Source organism: Seonamhaeicola sp. (genome assembly GCF_028281565.1).
Taxonomy (GTDB): Bacteria; Bacteroidota; Bacteroidia; order Flavobacteriales; family Flavobacteriaceae; genus Seonamhaeicola.
This window is the reverse complement of the sequence record NZ_JANQJQ010000006.1, coordinates 186,155-203,095: the sequence shown is the minus strand read 5'-3', so window position 1 is coordinate 203,095 and position 16,941 is coordinate 186,155. Positions and strand designations below refer to the sequence as shown.

Below are 16,941 nucleotides of genomic sequence, written 5' to 3'. Positions count from 1 at the left end.
TAAAAAACTGTTATGAATACAAAATATATATTACTCTTATTAATTATTGTTGGTTTTACAGCATGTAATGACCCTGAAGATGTGCTTAGGGATTTTAATATTGAACCGGATACGACTCCCGAGTTACCAGCTTTAACAACCGGTTCGGCAGATTTTTCTAAGTATGTAGCTGTAGGTGCTTCTTTTACCGCAGGTTATACGGATGGCGCTTTATTTAAGGCCAGTCAGGAAAACTCTTTCACCAATATGTTGGCAAAAGAATTTGCAAAAGCGGGTGGCGGCGATTATAACCAGCCCCTAATGAATGACAATATTGGGGGACTCCTTTTTGGAGGTGTGCCTAACCCGATGTTTGAGCCCAGATTGTTCTTTAATGGCGAAGGCCCTGTAAGGTTACCTGCTACGCCAACAACAGAAGCTTTTAATACCTTATCAGGACCATTCCAAAATATAGGTGTTCCGGGAGCCAAAAGCTTTCATATGTTATTTGAGGGCTATGGAAACCCTGCGGGCTTAGTGACATCACCGGCAACAGCGAATCCCTATTTTGTTAGAATGGCTTCAAACCCGAATGCGTCCATGATAGGAGATGCCATAGCTCAAAACCCGACCTTCTTTACACTTAGCCTCATGGGCGGTAATGATGTGATTGACTATGCTTTTTGGGGAGGTGATAGTTCGAGAGCAGTTACGGATTCTCCAACATTTGATTTCGCTTTCACCACAGCAGTAAATGTCCTTACTTCGGGAGGGGCTAAAGGTGTGGTGACCAATGTACCTTATATTGAAGATTTACCACATTTTACAAGGGTACCTCATAATCCGGTGCCTTTAGATGCCGGTACTGCAGCTGTTCTCAATCAAGCCTATGCTGCATATAACGGTGGTATTCAACAAGCCCTTGCAGCTTTAAGCGGGTTAGGCCTGTTTACAGAGGAAGAGGCCTTAAAAAGGACCATAAATTTTGCGGCAGGGCAAAACGCTGTGGTTATTGAAGATGAAAGTCTAACAGATTTGGGTGCCATAAACCCTGCTTTTGCAGCCCTTCCCAAATACCGACAAGCCACCGCTGAAGATATTATTGTGTTATCAGCATCCACATTTATTGGCACAGAGGCCATCCCCGGCAATCCTCAAACGGTCAATGGGCTTGCTATTCCTTTAGCAGACAGATGGGTGTTGACTCCTGAAGAGCAACAGGAAATAAAAGATGCAACAGACGCTTATAATAATACCATTGAGGGTATTGTAGCTTCCAATGACAACCTGGCTCTGGTAAATTTGAAAGATCTTTTATTTAAACTTTCTACAACCGGCCTGTCATCCAATAACTTTACTTTAACATCAGACCTGGTCACAGGTGGTGCGATTGGGTTGGACGGTATTCATTTAACAGCGAGAGGATATGGGCTGTTGGCAAATGAATTTTTAAAAGCCATTGATGCTCAATTTGGATCAAACTTTATGGAATCCGGAAATATGATCAACATAGGTGACTATCCAACAAATTACTCACCTACTTTACAATAAATTACGTCCAAAATATGGTTCAAAAACGCCTTCAATTTGAAGGCGTTTTTTTATTGTAAAAAAGCTTAAAAAACAGCTTTCTTTTTAAATTAAATAATATATCTTTGCAGCCGAAAACAAAACCATGTTTTCACACATTTAAATAGCATAATATTAAACACATAAGTAATGTCAAAAGTTACAGGTAAAGTTGCGCAAATTGTAGGAGCAGTTATTGATGTTGAATTCGCCGCTGGAACAGAGCTTCCAAAAATTTACGATTCATTGGAAATCACAAGAGAAAATGGTTCAATTTTAGTACTAGAAGTACAATCTCACATTGGTGAAGATACCGTACGTACTATTGCGATGGATTCATCTGACGGTTTAAGCAGAGGAACAGAAGTTGTTGCAACCGGTAATGCCATTCAAATGCCAATAGGTGATGATGTATACGGGCGTTTATTTAATGTAGTTGGAGATGCAATTGACGGCATAGGAAACTTACCAAAAGAAGGAGACAACGGATTACCAATTCACAGACAAGCTCCTAAGTTTGAAGAATTATCTACTTCTTCTGAAGTTCTGTTTACAGGTATTAAAGTAATTGACCTTATTGAGCCTTATGCTAAAGGTGGTAAGATTGGATTATTTGGTGGTGCTGGTGTAGGTAAAACAGTATTAATTCAGGAGTTAATTAACAATATTGCAAAGGGACACGGTGGTTTATCGGTATTTGCCGGTGTAGGTGAAAGAACCCGTGAAGGGAATGATTTACTTCGTGAAATGTTAGAATCCGGAATTATCAAATATGGAGACGACTTTTTACACTCTATGGAAGAAGGTGGTTGGGATTTAACCAAGGTTGATAAGGATGTCATGAGAGAATCTAAGTGTACGTTTGTTTTCGGACAGATGAATGAGCCTCCTGGAGCCCGTGCCCGTGTAGCCTTATCAGGATTAACAATTGCAGAATATTTCCGTGATGGTGCCGGTGACGGACAAGGAAAAGACGTATTATTCTTCGTTGATAACATCTTCCGTTTTACACAAGCTGGTTCTGAGGTGTCGGCATTATTAGGACGTATGCCTTCTGCGGTAGGTTATCAGCCAACATTAGCGACTGAGATGGGTGCTATGCAGGAGCGTATCACATCCACTAAAAAAGGATCTATTACATCTGTACAGGCGGTTTACGTACCTGCGGATGACTTAACGGATCCGGCGCCTGCAACTACGTTTGCTCACTTAGACGCCACAACTGTATTATCCCGTAAAATTGCTGAGTTAGGTATCTATCCAGCGGTAGACCCGTTAGATTCTACATCCAGGATCTTGACTGCGGATATCTTAGGGAACGATCACTACGCTTGTGCACAAAGAGTAAAAGAGTTATTACAACGCTATAAAGAGTTACAGGATATTATTGCTATTCTTGGTATGGAAGAGTTATCGGAAGAGGATAAAATGGCGGTAGGTCGTGCGCGTCGTGTACAACGTTTCTTATCGCAACCATTCCACGTAGCAGAGCAGTTTACCGGGATCCCTGGTGTATTGGTAGATATTAAAGATACTATCAAAGGGTTTAATATGATCATGGATGGTGAGTTAGACCATTTACCGGAAGCAGCATTTAACCTTAAGGGTACCATTGAAGATGCTATTGAGGCCGGAGAGAAAATGCTTGCAGAAGCTTAATTAAATAAAAAAACGTCTCCCTGAGCGCAGTCGAAGGGTTTTATAATAGACTAAAATATAAAGACTCCCTTCTTCAAGGGAGTAGTAAAACAAGTTTTACTATGTATTTAGAAATCGTATCACCAGAAGCCACCTTATTTAGTGGAGAAGTAGAGTCGGTTGCCGTTCCGGGAGTGAATGGCGAGTTTCAAATGCTGAAAGACCACGCCCCTATTGTATCGCTATTAAAAGAAGGCCAGGTAAAGATTATTGGCGATGTGACCTTAGATGAAGAAGTGGAATCCAAATTCACTAAATCTGACAACGGATTCTGGCTGGCCATAAATTCAGGTACTATTGAAATGAACGATAATAAAGTTATTGTTTTAGCAGATTAAATTTATTTACCATAAATATTCTAAAAAGCACACCAAATGGTGTGCTTTTTTATTTCAATATATTCCATTCAGGCTTTCATAAAAAAGAACTAACTTAGCTTAGGTATTTGTTCTGATATGAAAAAACGAATTACACTTAAGCATATCGCCAATGAATTTAACGTCTCTATTGCCACGGTTTCCAGGGCCTTAAGCGACAGTCACGAAATTAGTGCAAAAACCAGGGAAAAAATTCAGCAATATGCCAAAGAGCATAATTACAAACCTAACAGTGTTGCTCTTAGCCTGCTAAATAAGAAAACAAAAACCATAGGTGTTATTATTCCAACCCTTCTTAACCATTTTTTTGTTAAAGTTTTTAGTGGTGTTGAACAAATTGCCAATGAAAAAGGGTACAATGTCATCATTATCATCTCCCACGGCGAGATGAAAAAAGAAATTGAATCTGCCAACATGCTTGAAAAAGGGACGGTTGATGGGCTCCTAATTTCAGTTACCGAAGAGACCCAATCTAAACAACACTTTAATCATTTAAAAGAGTTTATCCAGGATGCGGGTCCAATAGTTATGTTTGATAGAGTTTCCGATTCTGTGGAATGTGATAAGATCATTGTTGATGACTTTAATTGTGCCTATAACGCCACAGAACATCTAATAAAAACCGGTTGTAAAAACATTGTTATAATTTCGGTTCTTGATGATCTTGGTATTGTAACCCTAAGAATAAATGGCTATAAACAAGCTTTAAAAGATCATGGTATCGAGGTTAATGAAAAGCTAATTTTACTGGTTAAAAAGGAATACGATTTTGAAACCGAAGTAAAAACGTTACTGGATTATAACGCTATTGATGCCATTATTGGTTTAGAGGAATACTCTACCATCGAGTCCATGTTCATTGCAAAATCAAGAGGCTATAAAATACCCGAAGACATTTCTTTTATAGGGTATACCAATGGTAATCTATTTAAGTATGTAAACCCTTCTATAACGTGTATAAACCAACATGCGGTTTACATAGGCAAAAAAGCAACGGAAAAATTAATTGAGCGTATTGAGCAAAATGATAATTCAGAATCTGTTTATGAAACTAAAATTATTAAAACCAGTTTGGTATTAAGGAACTCAACACATCAACTATCTTAGTGTTTTCTAATATTCGGAAAGCAGCTTTCTTGTTTTTTTCGAAAGCCTGTTAAACGGGCCGGGGATGGTAGTATTACTTTCTTTAACACTATTATAAAAGTCATATTTCACTTCTTCCAATAGTGGTACAGGTTTTACTTCAAAATCTGCCATCCAATTAAACAAGGCAACATCAGGTATAAAAAATGCTTCGGCACTTTCTATATTACTTCCAGAGTCTAAAGGACCATTGGCTTTAATATGCTTAAAGTAATTTGGTGCTTTTGTACTTATATATAAGTTATGGTCCGCCTTATTTGAATTTGAACTAAATCGCATTGGCAAACCATCTATAAAAATATTATTAAACACTTTATTTTCTTCGGCTGTAAGCTTTCTACCATTTTGATATCTATCTGTTTGAACAATGGCATGAACAACATTACCCGTAATATTGGCTACCAAATTATGATAAACCATTAAATTATCTGAATCGTTAGCATAAATACCATTACCGTCAATATTCCATAAAAAATTATTATCAACCAAATTAGGGTAATGGGATGCCTCTATAAAAATACCCCCCTGAATGTTCTGAATATCATGAATCACATTTTGGGTGACTCTGGAATAGCGAATATCCCAATCTAACCAAATGCCATTACCTCCTTGTATATTGTGTATGTAATTGCCTTTAACTAAAGTATTGTAGCATACAAGCATTTTTATACCGGAACATTCCCAATAGTTTTCTGCATCCTGCCAACCACAATTATAAATATGATTTCCGGTAATAACAGTATTTGGAACTACGAAACTTCTAATGCCGGCTGTACCACAATCATAAATCGTATTATTTCTAACAATAACACCTCCCAGGGCATCCTTTCTGCTTCTAGGTATATTTTCCGGGTGTGGGTCATTTTGTTCATAAGCCAGAAACCCAAATTCTAACCCTGACGAGTTATTTTGCCTGATTGTATTATTTTCAAAAATCCAATGATGCCCCCCTAAAGCAGTAACAGCTCCTGTACTTGTTCTTAAAAAACCGTTGGCACAATGCTCAAAGGTCAACCCACTTACTTGTATATAATTCAACCCTACTTTCTGAGGTTTGAACAAATGACTTTTAGTTCCAATTTCTATTAATGTTCTATTGGGGTCGCCACTATCAAAACTATGAACATGTATGGTTCTTGCATCACTATCAATCCAAAAAGACCCCGGAATACGTACCACATCACCATACGCTTCCATTTGTTTTAAGCGCTTTCCGTTTTGAAATAGCAAAGCTCTGCTTGATGTATAAGGGGGTATCTTCTTTACCAATTTAGCCCAGGGCATTAAGGCATGCTCTTCCGGTAAAATATTGGCCAACTTAAATGGGTTGTAATTTTTACCGAAAAAATTCTCCGGTAAAGTTGTAACCCAGGTACGCCTGGACCAGGTGTAAGTTAACGAAGAATCCGCAACCACATCAGTATATACTTTACGCTGCTCCCAGTTTTGGCTTAAGATATCAGAGCCTTTTATCACAACATTTTCGCCGGGAGCCGCTTCATAAGAGATCATTTTGTTTTCCGAAATGCCTCCATTTTTTGGAAAAATAGTTTCTCTGTAAACTCCGGAAAAAATCAAAACGCGTTCTCCTGCCTTTACAACTTGTGCTGCCTTGTTTATGGTCTTAAATGGTGCATCATAGGTCCCCTCATTTTCATCACTGGCATTAACATGATTGTTATCTACTACATAAGTTTTACTGTAAACAGTAGTATTATTCCAGCTATTATAGCTTTCCCAATCAAAATTTCCGTCGTTGTCTTGAGAAAAAGAAAGGACAGAAACAAAAGACAATAAGAAAAAAAAGCGCATAACGTGATCGATTATTTGTTGTTATACAAATTGTCATATAAATCCGGGGAGGATTTAATAAACTTATCCTTACTTGTTTCTTTTAACCAACGCGCACTGATAGTATCACTCAATTGCAAACGGGCATCAATTTTTCTAAACGTAGGGTTATTAAACCACATGGGGTGTGAATCCCAATGGCAATTGATATAATGTACCGCTTTTACAACATCCCTGTTCTCATCAATGGTTTTAAAGAATGGTATAAACCATTTTTGCCATGCTTCTTCGGCTTGTTCCGGGTTACCCAATTGGGTTTCAATGGTGTTCCCCGTGGTTTTGGCATCCACATCTGAAATGGTAGGTGATGCTTCAGCTATAAACACCGGTTTTCCTTTTTCACGGGCAAATACTATCATTTTTTGATCGGCCCACCGGTTAAAGAATGAATACCCCAACCAGTCCACATAGTCATCACCCGGATACCAGGATTCCAAATCACCAGGATTTGGCGACATAAACCCAGTGGATTGCCAAACATAAGCCGCGTTTGTAACGCCTTCCTTCCTAAGTATGTCCACCATGCGTTTATAAGCGGCAATGGTAGGTTCTTTTTCATAATGGTTCCAGGGTGTCCCGTCAAATTCATATGCGATCCGTAAAAACACCGGACGTTTCCCCAAAGATTTCAGAAACTCCGCCAGTTTATAAATGTATTTATCATGGGTACCATCTGCTACTTTTTCTTCGTGATGTACAAATTGTAAACCGATAGCCAAAGCCATATTTTCATAATTGGAACTGGCCAATTGTAGTGAAGCGTTATAATCATTATCACCCCAATCGTGTGTATCCCATAGGCCATCCAAACCTTCCTGGATTCTTCCAAAGGATTCGCCCCCCGGATTAATATTGGTATAGGTGGTCCATCCCGCCGGCCTGGGAAAATGGTCTAAATACCCGTCGTTATACTTTTCCAGACCACCCACAGCCTCTAATTCCTGGCCTACAAAAAGCAAGACCCCGTCTTTAGGTTCAAATTTAGCTAACGCTCTGGTCACCTCCACTTTATCATCAGAAGCAATCGCTTCCGTATTTTCTTTTGCTTGATCCTTGCAACTCACTAGTATTAATCCTAAAACAATGATTAAACACTTTAAATTTTTCATCTGTATTTTATATTATTATTTCTTACTTTGCTTCAAATTGATACTTTGTAATATCAATAACTTTCTCCGCACTAATTTCTTTATACTCGAACCAATCAAAATCGGCATGTTTACTATTGGTTTTCAAATCCTGGCAGCACATCCCTACAAAGGTTCCCGTAAAGGCAGGCCTGTATCTGTCACTCCCGTCTCTCACATTGTCATCAGAAAGGATACTCATGTCCAATACATCTCCAATGGTTTTGAAAGCAATGCCATCGGTACTGTAACTAAACTGTAGTTTTTCTCTAATAATAACCGCTTTTAATACCACCGGTTTTTCAGTAAGAAGCACCACCTTTTCAGACTGGTCTGTGGCCTTAAAGTTATTACTTGAAATTATAGACAGTACTTTATTGGTTCCATCCGTACTTATACTTAAATAATGATAATGCCCGGTATTATAATACAATACCAATCCAGCTAATTGCTGAAATGATTCAGGTTCAAACTCCACACAAGTAGATACTTCAGCTTGTACATGCTGTAAGCGTCTTGCGATTAAAGCCTGTGTATGCATGGAGGTCAAAGACTCCTTTCCTTTAAGTCTTAAATACCCCGGGCGATCCTTTAAACTCATCCAATTTTCTTCCATGGGGATACGTAAGGATTGAAAATCCATGGACAGTTCAGCACGATCAAAATCAACTCTATTCGGACTAGCATCAAAAGGATATGCCCTAAATTCAGGTTGTGGGATCTGGATCCGGGGTAAATTGGTTTCTGTTTTTAACATAGGCCAATCCTCTATCCAAGCTATTTCTTCTATAGCCGTTTCACGTCCCAAAATACAACGCCCATGTGTGGTTAAGGGGCGCCCCACTAAAAAGACAATATACCAATCGCCATTTTGGGTCTCAATCATGGAAGCATGCCCTGATTTTTGAATACCATGCTCCGGGTGATCAGCACAGGTTAATATAGGATTATTTGGATGTTCCTCATAGGGTCCGGTAATATCCTCGGATCTTAAAATAGTAGATGCGTGTCCATATTCAGTACCTCCTTCGGCTAAAATTAAATAATAATAGCCATTATGTCTGTAAATATGTGGCCCTTCAGTGGAACCCAATTTAGTCCCTGTAGTTAAATAATACACCTCACCAACAAGTTGCTTTTTAACAGGATCGTATTCCTGCAATTCCACGCCGCCAAAAAACTTTCCATTTCTATGGTCCACCAACATACAGGTGTACCATATTTTCCCTTCATCGTGAAAAAAGGACCCGTCGAACCCTGCCGAATTTAAATAAATCGGTTCACTCCATTCACCTCTAATATCATCGGCAGTTACCACAAAATTAGGTGTGTCTTTCCAAACACCATCAAAAGACTTTACATTGGTATATACCAAATAAAAGGTACCATTATTATAGGACAAACAAGGTGCCCACACACCACAGGAATCAGGCACCCCTTTTAGGTCTAATTGTGATGGCCTGTTAAGGGGTTGTGCAATAACCTTCCAGTTTTTCAGGTCTTTGGAATGGTGAATTTGCACGCCCGGGAACCACTCAAATGTTGAGGTAGCAATGTAATAATCATCACCTACTCTACAAATGGAAGGATCCGGATTGAAACCTGTTAATATGGGATTTTGTATATAACTCATTGTCATTTTATGGTCTTAATTTTTTACTAAATCGTGTTCTATTTGTTCCAGGGATTTTCCTTTTGTCTCGGGCAATATTTTCAACAGAATAAAGAACCCTATTAAAGCTATAGCTCCAAAAATGAAGAAACTCATGGCATTTCCCAGATTGTTCAATTCCCAGGGGAAAACCTGTTGCACCAACCAACTGGCAAATGAGTTTATAAATCCAATAAACCCAATGGCCAGTCCTCTAACTTTATTGGGGTACAATTCAGATAGCATGACCCACATAACAGGTCCTAACGAGAATGCAAAACAGGCAATAAACCCTAGGATACCTATTAAAACCAAAGTAGCATTCATACTGGTAGCTATTTCTAAAATGGCACCTTCGTTCTTAGCATACACCTGATTTCCTATGGTTTCTTTAACGGCAGTTTTAAAGTCAATATCGTTATCAAAAGTTTTATCTGCTATGGTAGAAAGCTTTGATGCGCTATCAAACTGAAGCGTTGTTAAATCCTGGGATTTTATATGATAGGTTGCATTTTTAAACCCATAAGCACATATTAAAAGACTAATTGCTATACCCCCAATTCCAAAAAGCAGTAACGGCCTTCTTCCCATTTTATCTATCAATAACATGGCTACAATGGTAAATATCACTGTTGTAAAGCTTAATAAAACGCCTGAAGAAAACGCTGCATCCGTACCAATACCGGTTTGTTTGAATATGGATGTGGCATAAAAATAAATAGCATTAATTCCTGTGATCTGCTGTAAAACACCAATGATTAACCCAACTATAATTACAAATTTCAATGCCGGCTCAAATAGATCTTTGAGCTTTACTTTTTCTTTAGTTTTTGCCTTTAAACTCGCTTCAATGCCGGTAATTTCTTCATCAGCCTGTTTAGCACCGTGCATATGTATCAGTACTTTTTTTGCTTCGTCAGTAAAGCCTTTTGTAAATAACCATCTGGGGCTTCTGGGAACAAAAAATAAAAAGAAGAAATACAATAAAGCAGGAACGAGTTCTACTCCTAACATCCAACGCCATACGTTTCCATCCATTAAAAACGTACTGTCTCCGCTTGTAAATGCCTGATTGAAATAATAGTTACTTAAGAATGCTGCAAAAAACCCCAGCACAATGTTTAATTGTTGAATGGCAACCAACTGGCCTCTGGTCTTAGCTGTGGAAATTTCTGCAATGTACGTAGGCGCCAGAATTAAGGCGGCTCCAAATGCTAAACCTCCTATCATTCTCGCCAGATATAGTGCTTCGTAGGAGCCCGCTAAAGCAGACCATAAAGCAGAAACGGCATATAGGAATGCAACGGCCATTAATATTTTTTTTCTCCCTATAATATCGCTCAACCTACCGGAAATTAACATGGCCAGCATGGCGGCAAATGATGGCGCACTTACGGCCCAACCGGTTTGCGCATCATTTAAATTGAACTCCGGCCCGGCATAAGACATAACTCCGGAAATGATACCGGCATCAAATCCGAATAAGAATCCTCCCAAGGACACCACAAAAGCGACAAATAGTGTTTTTTTCATCTGTTTAAATTTTTTTGATTTGTAAATGTTCAAAAAAATTGAATACATTACTCATTAGCAATTACTTTTATGTTTTTGTATTCGTGAATCTTCGATTTCAGTAACTCACATAAATTTTAATCATGCTTTAGATTAAATTTTGAATAATGAAAATTCATGTTAGTTTCATTTGATTTTATTTTCTTGAGGAAATTTTAATCCGGTTTCCTTTCTAACAGCGTCCGTTATAGACATTAAATTCAAACTATCCTGATGCGACCAAACGTCGCTTTCTATCTGGTTGTTTCTTATACACTTATGACATGCTTCAATCTCATAAGTAAACCCTTTTCCTTTGGTTGGCAAATGATAATCCACTTTATGATTATTCCTTATCATGGAATACCCTTGTGTTTCATGCCATACCGAATGTAAATTAATGCGCCCTTCGGTGCCGCTAATGGTAGCAACCATATTTGATGGTGACATAAAACTACTGTGCAATACCGCTTGAGCTCCTTTGTAATGTAAAATCATAGAAGTTTGCTGGTCTGCACCTGATTCAAAGAAATTAGCTGCAGCCATTATCTTTTCGGGCATGCCTAAAACAACATAGGCTAAAAACAATGGATACACACCCATGTCTAATAAGGAACCTCCTCCTAATTCAGTTTTTGTCATACGGCTTCCTTCCGGAATGTCAACATAAAAAGCAAAATCCGCATTAATATATTTTATAGCACCCAAATCGCCATTTTTTATTTTCAACAAAGCTTCAACTACGGATGGATTAAATCTTGTCCAAAAAGCTTCCATAAAGAACTGTCCCGTCTCTTTGGATGTTTCAATCATCATGTTTGCTTCAGCCTTATTTAAGGCAATGGGTTTTTCACAAAGCACATGTTTCCCATGTGTCATGGCTTTAACACTTAATTCGGCATGTGAATTATGCGGTGTGGCTATATAAATGATGTCTACATGGTCATCTTTTAAAATAGCATCATAACTGTCATAGCAATTGGTTACTCCGTATTGTTCACCAAAGGTATTTGCCTTTTCCTGACTTCTGGATGCCACCGCGTAAATAACAGCATCATCCACTAACAACAAATCACGGCAAAACTGATGCGCAATATTGCCCAATCCTATGATTCCCCAGTTTATGTTGTTAGTGTCTTGCAAATGTTAATCAATTACGTTCCTCAATAACTTCTTGCGTTGAAAATCTATATTTCATATTTCTGTATACACATACATCCGTGATGTCCTCCGGAGTTCCTTTAGGCATGGCCCTAAAATTAGAAGACACCCTGTCTTGTTTAGCCGGGGTTACTCTATGCCAGCAATGACCATGTAAAAATACCACGGTCCCTTTTTTAGGTTTTAAAACTATTTGTCCATCTAAATCTTCGTGAGGATCTCCAACAGTGAGTTCTCCTTTATTATGTGTTTTAGGATATATAATAACATTTCCTCCTGTTTCATCAGTAATATCATGGGTATAAACCAATCTGTTTAAATTGTATTTTGATGATTCGTCCGGCGGACAATCCTGATGCCATGCCTGACCAATGGTTCCCTTTTTAGAGAACATCATCATACAATACAAATTATCCCATTCCTCTTTTAGAATAGCGGTTGTTATCTGGTTGAATGTTTGGTCTAAATCAACACCATCAAAATAGGGTTTCCCTTCTCTATATGGAAACCAGGGCACTACTTGTACTTTAGACTTATCTGAAAACTCATCATTTAATTCTGATTCCGGATCCGATTCAAAATGGTCTAAAATCCTTTGGTTGTATGCATCCATTAATTCATCCGGAAAGAATTTCTCAAAGACTATATAGCCATCTTCCCAAAACTGTTTTGCTATTCTATCGAAATCCATTTTCTTATGCTTTTACCGTTTGTGAAGTTTGGACTTCGGCTTAAGTGGAAGCCCAAACTTGTATCAACAAACATCAACTAAACTAAATCTATAATCACTTTTAATTTTTCTTGTAAACCCTTACATAATCTATAATCAGGTAATCCGGAAAACTGGTTGCAACCGGTGTTGCATTTGGCAGATTCCCTCCAACCGATAATGCAAAAATCAAATAAAATGCATCATTAAATGGGTACGGTTGCCCATTTGCTCCTGTTATTTGTGGTGTTATACTATGATATGCCACATCATTTACCAGCCATGTAATTTTATCTTCTTCCCAAACTATGGAATACACATAATAGGCTTCGTTAAACGACTGTCCGTTTTGTGAGCTATAATGCTTTGAATTATACCTGTGGTTATTCGGAAAATCGGTTCCGTAATGTCCGGTTCCCATAATATCATGATGATCCTCTCCCAGGTATTCCATAATATCAATTTCACCCCCGCTGGGCCAGTGAGCCCCAGGATTTGAAATTGTATAATCTTTATTCAACATAAATAATGCTGTCCAGGTTCCCGAAGCGGAAGGCATGGCAGCTCTGATATCCACTCTTCCGTATTGAAATTCAAATTTGTTATCGGTATTAATTCTTGCCGATGCATATTTACTTCCATCATGATTGGCCTCAATAATCAAATTTCCGTCTTTAAAATACAGGTTATCCAAACTATTTGTAAAGGTCTGTAATTCGCTATTCCCCCATCCGCAAAGCGAAGGACACCCCGTTCCTAAGTTGTAATTCCATTTTCCGGAATCTAAACCGGAGCCTGAAAATTCATCAGACCAAAACAAACTATACTCTGAATATGAGGTTGGTGCGTTGTAACCTGCACCTGGAATTGTGACGCCTTCTTCCTGACAAGAGCCACAATCACCACCGCAATCAACACCTGTTTCATTACCATTTTTAAGGCCATCTGAACAACTGCCGGTTGCATCCATCGTGTCTGAACTTGATGAACAGGCAATCGACAAAAATAGGATGAGAGAGACTATCTGTTTCATTGTAAATGTGATTAAAAAAATAGGGTTTTGAGCTTTTAATCAAAACCCTATTATACTACCAATCAATTCATATAGCGGGTTCACTTCGTCGGTTTAAATCACTTCTACCGATCTAAAGTCTTTCGCATAGAACACCCCTGATTCCGTATGCCCTGCGCCTCCAAAACGAAGCGTAAAACTATTGTAAGTGGTTTGTGCCGGTAAGGTGCCACTACCATCAAATTCGATAGTTATCCACTTATCAAAATCTGCCGGGTCAATGGCAACTGTAATGACCGTCCAGGTTTCCCAAAAGTTCCCTGAGTTAATATGTAATATGAGATCAACTGTTGGCGTGAGGTTTCCTGAAAAGGTATTTGTTGAAGGGACATATACATCCAGGTAAAATCTGTTTGTGGATGTAAAATCGAAGTTGTTCTCTAAATACTGGAACTTGAAATCCTCGAAGCCTCCAAAACGACCATCATCCGGTCTGGTTACCATGGCCACACCATCAGCACTTCCTGCAGGGTCCGGTGCGCCATATACAATATCAACCCCTTGCGTATAATCACTATCATCCGGATTGGTGGTCATGGGTCTTAATACTTTTCCGGACGTTTCATCACCTGATTCAAAGGTGAAATAAACTTCAGTACTCGTACCGGCTAAAACATCGGCTCTGGGTGTCCCCGGCTGCGTATATTGGCTTACGGCAAAGAAATCTTTTACGTAAAACTCCCCTTGTTCCTGGTGATTAGACCCACCGAATCTTAATGTAAAGTTCGTATAACTTGTGTTATCAGCTAATAAAGTTCCGTTATCTGCAGACACCGCATTGGTGCCATCAAAGAATAAGGTTACCCAACCGTCAAAGTCTCCCGGATCAACAGTTACCGCGATCACAGTCCAGCGTTGCCAGAAGTTGCCATCTACATTATCATGTAAAATCACTTCAACCATGGGTTCCAAAGACCCTGAGAAATCATTACTTGACGGAATGTACACATCTAAAGTAAACTTGTTATACATTGAGAAATCTATAGGATTCTCCTGTGTTTGAAACTTGTAATCTTCAAATCCGCCAAATGGCCCGTTTGCAGGTCTTAGAATTTTAGTTACTAAATCACTTGAACCTGCAGGATCTGCCTGTCCATATGTTGGTGTAACCCCTTGAGAATAGGTACTCCCATCAGCATTTGTGTGCATCGGCTCCAGGTTTTTACCTGATTGCACCTGACCGGACTCAAACGTATAAAAATAAGGTGAACTTGTACTATTTCTTATGGCATCAGCTCGGGGTGTGGCATCCGGGCATTTAGCACACGGACCACCACAATCCACACCTTCTTCACCCTGGTTTTGAATACCGTCATTACATGAAGGACATGCTACGCCTGTACTTCCTCCACAATCAATCCCTTCTTCGTCTCCATTCTGGATGCCGTCTTTAAAGGAAGCAAATACATCATAGTCAAAAAAGGTATTTTCTTCACAAGATATTGTAAACATGGTCAACGCTAAAAACGCTAAACCTATACTTAATTTTGATTTTATATTAATTCTTTTCATCTGTTTAAAAATTTTAGCGTTCTGTTAGTATCCCGGATTTTGTGTTAGCAGTCCGTCAGACAGGTTAATTTCCAATTGTGGAATTGGTAATAATTCATCCCTGCCAGGTGTGAAACTTTTGCCTACTGCGGTCATGGCTGCTCCAATATCGCCCCAACGCACTAAGTCTGTAAATCGGTTCCATCCTTCTGTGGCCAGTTCTTTTCTTCGTTCGGTTTTTATGTTTTCCAAAGTATATGGAACTGTACCTCCAAAAGCTCTTTGGGTTACCGTATCTAACGACGCCTGACCATTACCGCCACCACCCATAATGGATGCTTCAGCATGCATTAAAAGGATATCTGAGTAACGTAACATTTTTTCATTAAGCGGTGATTGCTGCACACTTAACAACACATCTATTTCTTCGTAGGTTAAGAAGAACTTTCTGTTCATAGCGTTAGAACCTACAGCAAACCCAAAGTTTGATGGTGCCGGATCCCAGCCCCTAGAAGCTAACCAAGGCGACCCTAAATCTGATCCCGGTAAAATGAAAGTTCCTTGTTTTCTTTGGTCTGCATCATCATAAATACCCACCAGGGTTTGTCTTGGTATCATATTACCCCAGGAGGTATATTTACCGGCAATCCACATGAACATCATTTGCCAGGAACCGGAACCTTCCTGCTGTTGATTTTGTTCGAAGCCTCCTGCTACTAATCCGTCTACATAATTGATCTCGAATAAAGATTCTACGCCGAACTCATTAGTTAATTTGAAGTTATCAGAGAAATTAGTTTCTAATGCATAACTATGTTCATTCATGATCTTTTCACAGTATGTTACTGTATCTGAATACTCGCCCTGATACAAATGTACCTTAGCTAAGAACCCTAAAGCAGCTCCGGAGTCTGCCCTCCAGTTTTCCCTGGCTCCTTTTTTAGGAAGTAAATTAGACGCATCCAATAAGTCTGCTTCAATTTGAGCATATACCTCGGCGGCCGTTGCACGCGGATAGAATAACTGATCTTCCGTACTGGTAATGGCTTCGGTCATTAAAGGAACACCCCCAAATAATTTTACTAATTCGAAGTAATAGATCCCTCTTAAGAATTTAGCTTCTCCAATGATATAATCTTTTGCTGTCTGACTGCTAAAGTTATCAAACTCATTAGCAAGTTTTATAGTGAAATTGGCTCTTGAAACGCCTTGATACCATTTACTCCATACAGCTGCCACATTTTGGTTTGAAGGCAAAATGGTTGAAAACTGGTCAAAGTTTAAACCGGGCGCCCAAAACGCCGCCTGTTGTGAATGGTGGTCATCAGCTCTAATAGACTGAAATATTTGCGGGAACGTATGAAATCCGTTCACGAATTGCCATTGTAATGCATCATAAGCCGCATTTAATGCCTTTTGAATATCTGCCTCTGTTTCAAAAGCAGTTTCCGCAACCAATTCAGTAATGGGTTCTTTGTCTAATATATCGTCGCTACAAGAGCTTACAAATAAGCTGGAAACGACTACTGCTATGGCTAAAAATTTATTTTTTAACATCT

General features: G+C 38.9%; 13 protein-coding genes. 4 read left to right on the top strand and 9 right to left on the bottom strand.

Features of this window, described 5'->3' with window-relative positions; all coding sequences use genetic code 11:
* Positions 1 to 12 precede the first annotated feature (12 nt).
* The 4 genes from Q0983_RS02760 (at position 13) to Q0983_RS02745 (ending at position 4,730) form a co-directional block, all read left to right on the top strand.
* Positions 13 to 1,530: a G-D-S-L family lipolytic protein gene (locus tag Q0983_RS02760; RefSeq protein WP_299548345.1), complete on the top strand. Its 1,518-nt coding sequence runs from the start codon at positions 13 to 15 to the stop codon at positions 1,528 to 1,530.
* A 168-nt stretch (positions 1,531 to 1,698) separates the two neighbouring features.
* Entirely contained in the window at positions 1,699 to 3,207 is a 1,509-nt protein-coding gene (atpD, locus tag Q0983_RS02755) for a F0F1 ATP synthase subunit beta (RefSeq protein WP_299548343.1), read from the top strand.
* 101 nt (positions 3,208 to 3,308) lie between these two features.
* Positions 3,309 to 3,584, top strand: a complete 276-nt coding sequence (locus tag Q0983_RS02750; RefSeq protein ID WP_299548341.1) for a hypothetical protein — start codon at positions 3,309 to 3,311, stop codon at positions 3,582 to 3,584.
* 117 nt (positions 3,585 to 3,701) lie between these two features.
* Complete coding sequence (locus tag Q0983_RS02745) at positions 3,702 to 4,730, top strand: LacI family DNA-binding transcriptional regulator (RefSeq protein ID WP_299548339.1); 1,029 nt, start codon at positions 3,702 to 3,704, stop codon at positions 4,728 to 4,730.
* Between the two features lie 6 nt (positions 4,731 to 4,736).
* Here the strand turns inward: Q0983_RS02745 and Q0983_RS02740 are convergent, their stop codons facing one another.
* From Q0983_RS02740 to Q0983_RS02700, 9 genes are all read right to left on the bottom strand, one after another.
* On the bottom strand, positions 4,737 to 6,581 hold the full coding sequence (locus Q0983_RS02740) for a right-handed parallel beta-helix repeat-containing protein (RefSeq protein ID WP_299548338.1): 1,845 nt from the start codon (positions 6,579 to 6,581) through the stop codon (positions 4,737 to 4,739).
* A gap of 11 nt (positions 6,582 to 6,592) precedes the next feature.
* Entirely contained in the window at positions 6,593 to 7,729 is a 1,137-nt protein-coding gene (locus Q0983_RS02735; RefSeq protein ID WP_299548336.1) for a glycosyl hydrolase, read from the bottom strand.
* Between the two features lie 22 nt (positions 7,730 to 7,751).
* Positions 7,752 to 9,380, bottom strand: coding sequence for a glycoside hydrolase family 43 protein (locus tag Q0983_RS02730; RefSeq protein ID WP_299548334.1), 1,629 nt, complete (start codon positions 9,378 to 9,380; stop codon positions 7,752 to 7,754).
* Positions 9,381 to 9,395: 15 nt separating this feature from the next.
* A complete protein-coding gene (locus tag Q0983_RS02725) occupies positions 9,396 to 10,931 on the bottom strand; it encodes a sugar porter family MFS transporter (RefSeq protein ID WP_299548332.1) in 1,536 nt (511 codons plus the stop codon).
* Between the two features lie 165 nt (positions 10,932 to 11,096).
* Positions 11,097 to 12,092, bottom strand: a complete 996-nt coding sequence (locus Q0983_RS02720; RefSeq protein ID WP_299548330.1) for a Gfo/Idh/MocA family oxidoreductase — start codon at positions 12,090 to 12,092, stop codon at positions 11,097 to 11,099.
* 7 nt (positions 12,093 to 12,099) lie between these two features.
* Entirely contained in the window at positions 12,100 to 12,801 is a 702-nt protein-coding gene (locus Q0983_RS02715) for a phytanoyl-CoA dioxygenase family protein (protein ID WP_299548328.1), read from the bottom strand.
* 100 nt (positions 12,802 to 12,901) lie between these two features.
* Positions 12,902 to 13,852, bottom strand: coding sequence for a glycoside hydrolase family 16 protein (locus Q0983_RS02710; RefSeq protein WP_299548326.1), 951 nt, complete (start codon positions 13,850 to 13,852; stop codon positions 12,902 to 12,904).
* A gap of 93 nt (positions 13,853 to 13,945) precedes the next feature.
* The gene (locus Q0983_RS02705; protein ID WP_299548324.1) at positions 13,946 to 15,403 is read right to left on the bottom strand and encodes a hypothetical protein; all 1,458 of its coding nucleotides are present in this window, start codon (positions 15,401 to 15,403) and stop codon (positions 13,946 to 13,948) included.
* Positions 15,404 to 15,427: 24 nt separating this feature from the next.
* Positions 15,428 to 16,939 (bottom strand): RagB/SusD family nutrient uptake outer membrane protein, encoded by a 1,512-nt coding sequence (locus tag Q0983_RS02700; RefSeq protein ID WP_299548322.1) that lies wholly within the window; start codon positions 16,937 to 16,939, stop codon positions 15,428 to 15,430.
* Between the last annotated feature and the right edge of the window lie 2 nt (positions 16,940 to 16,941).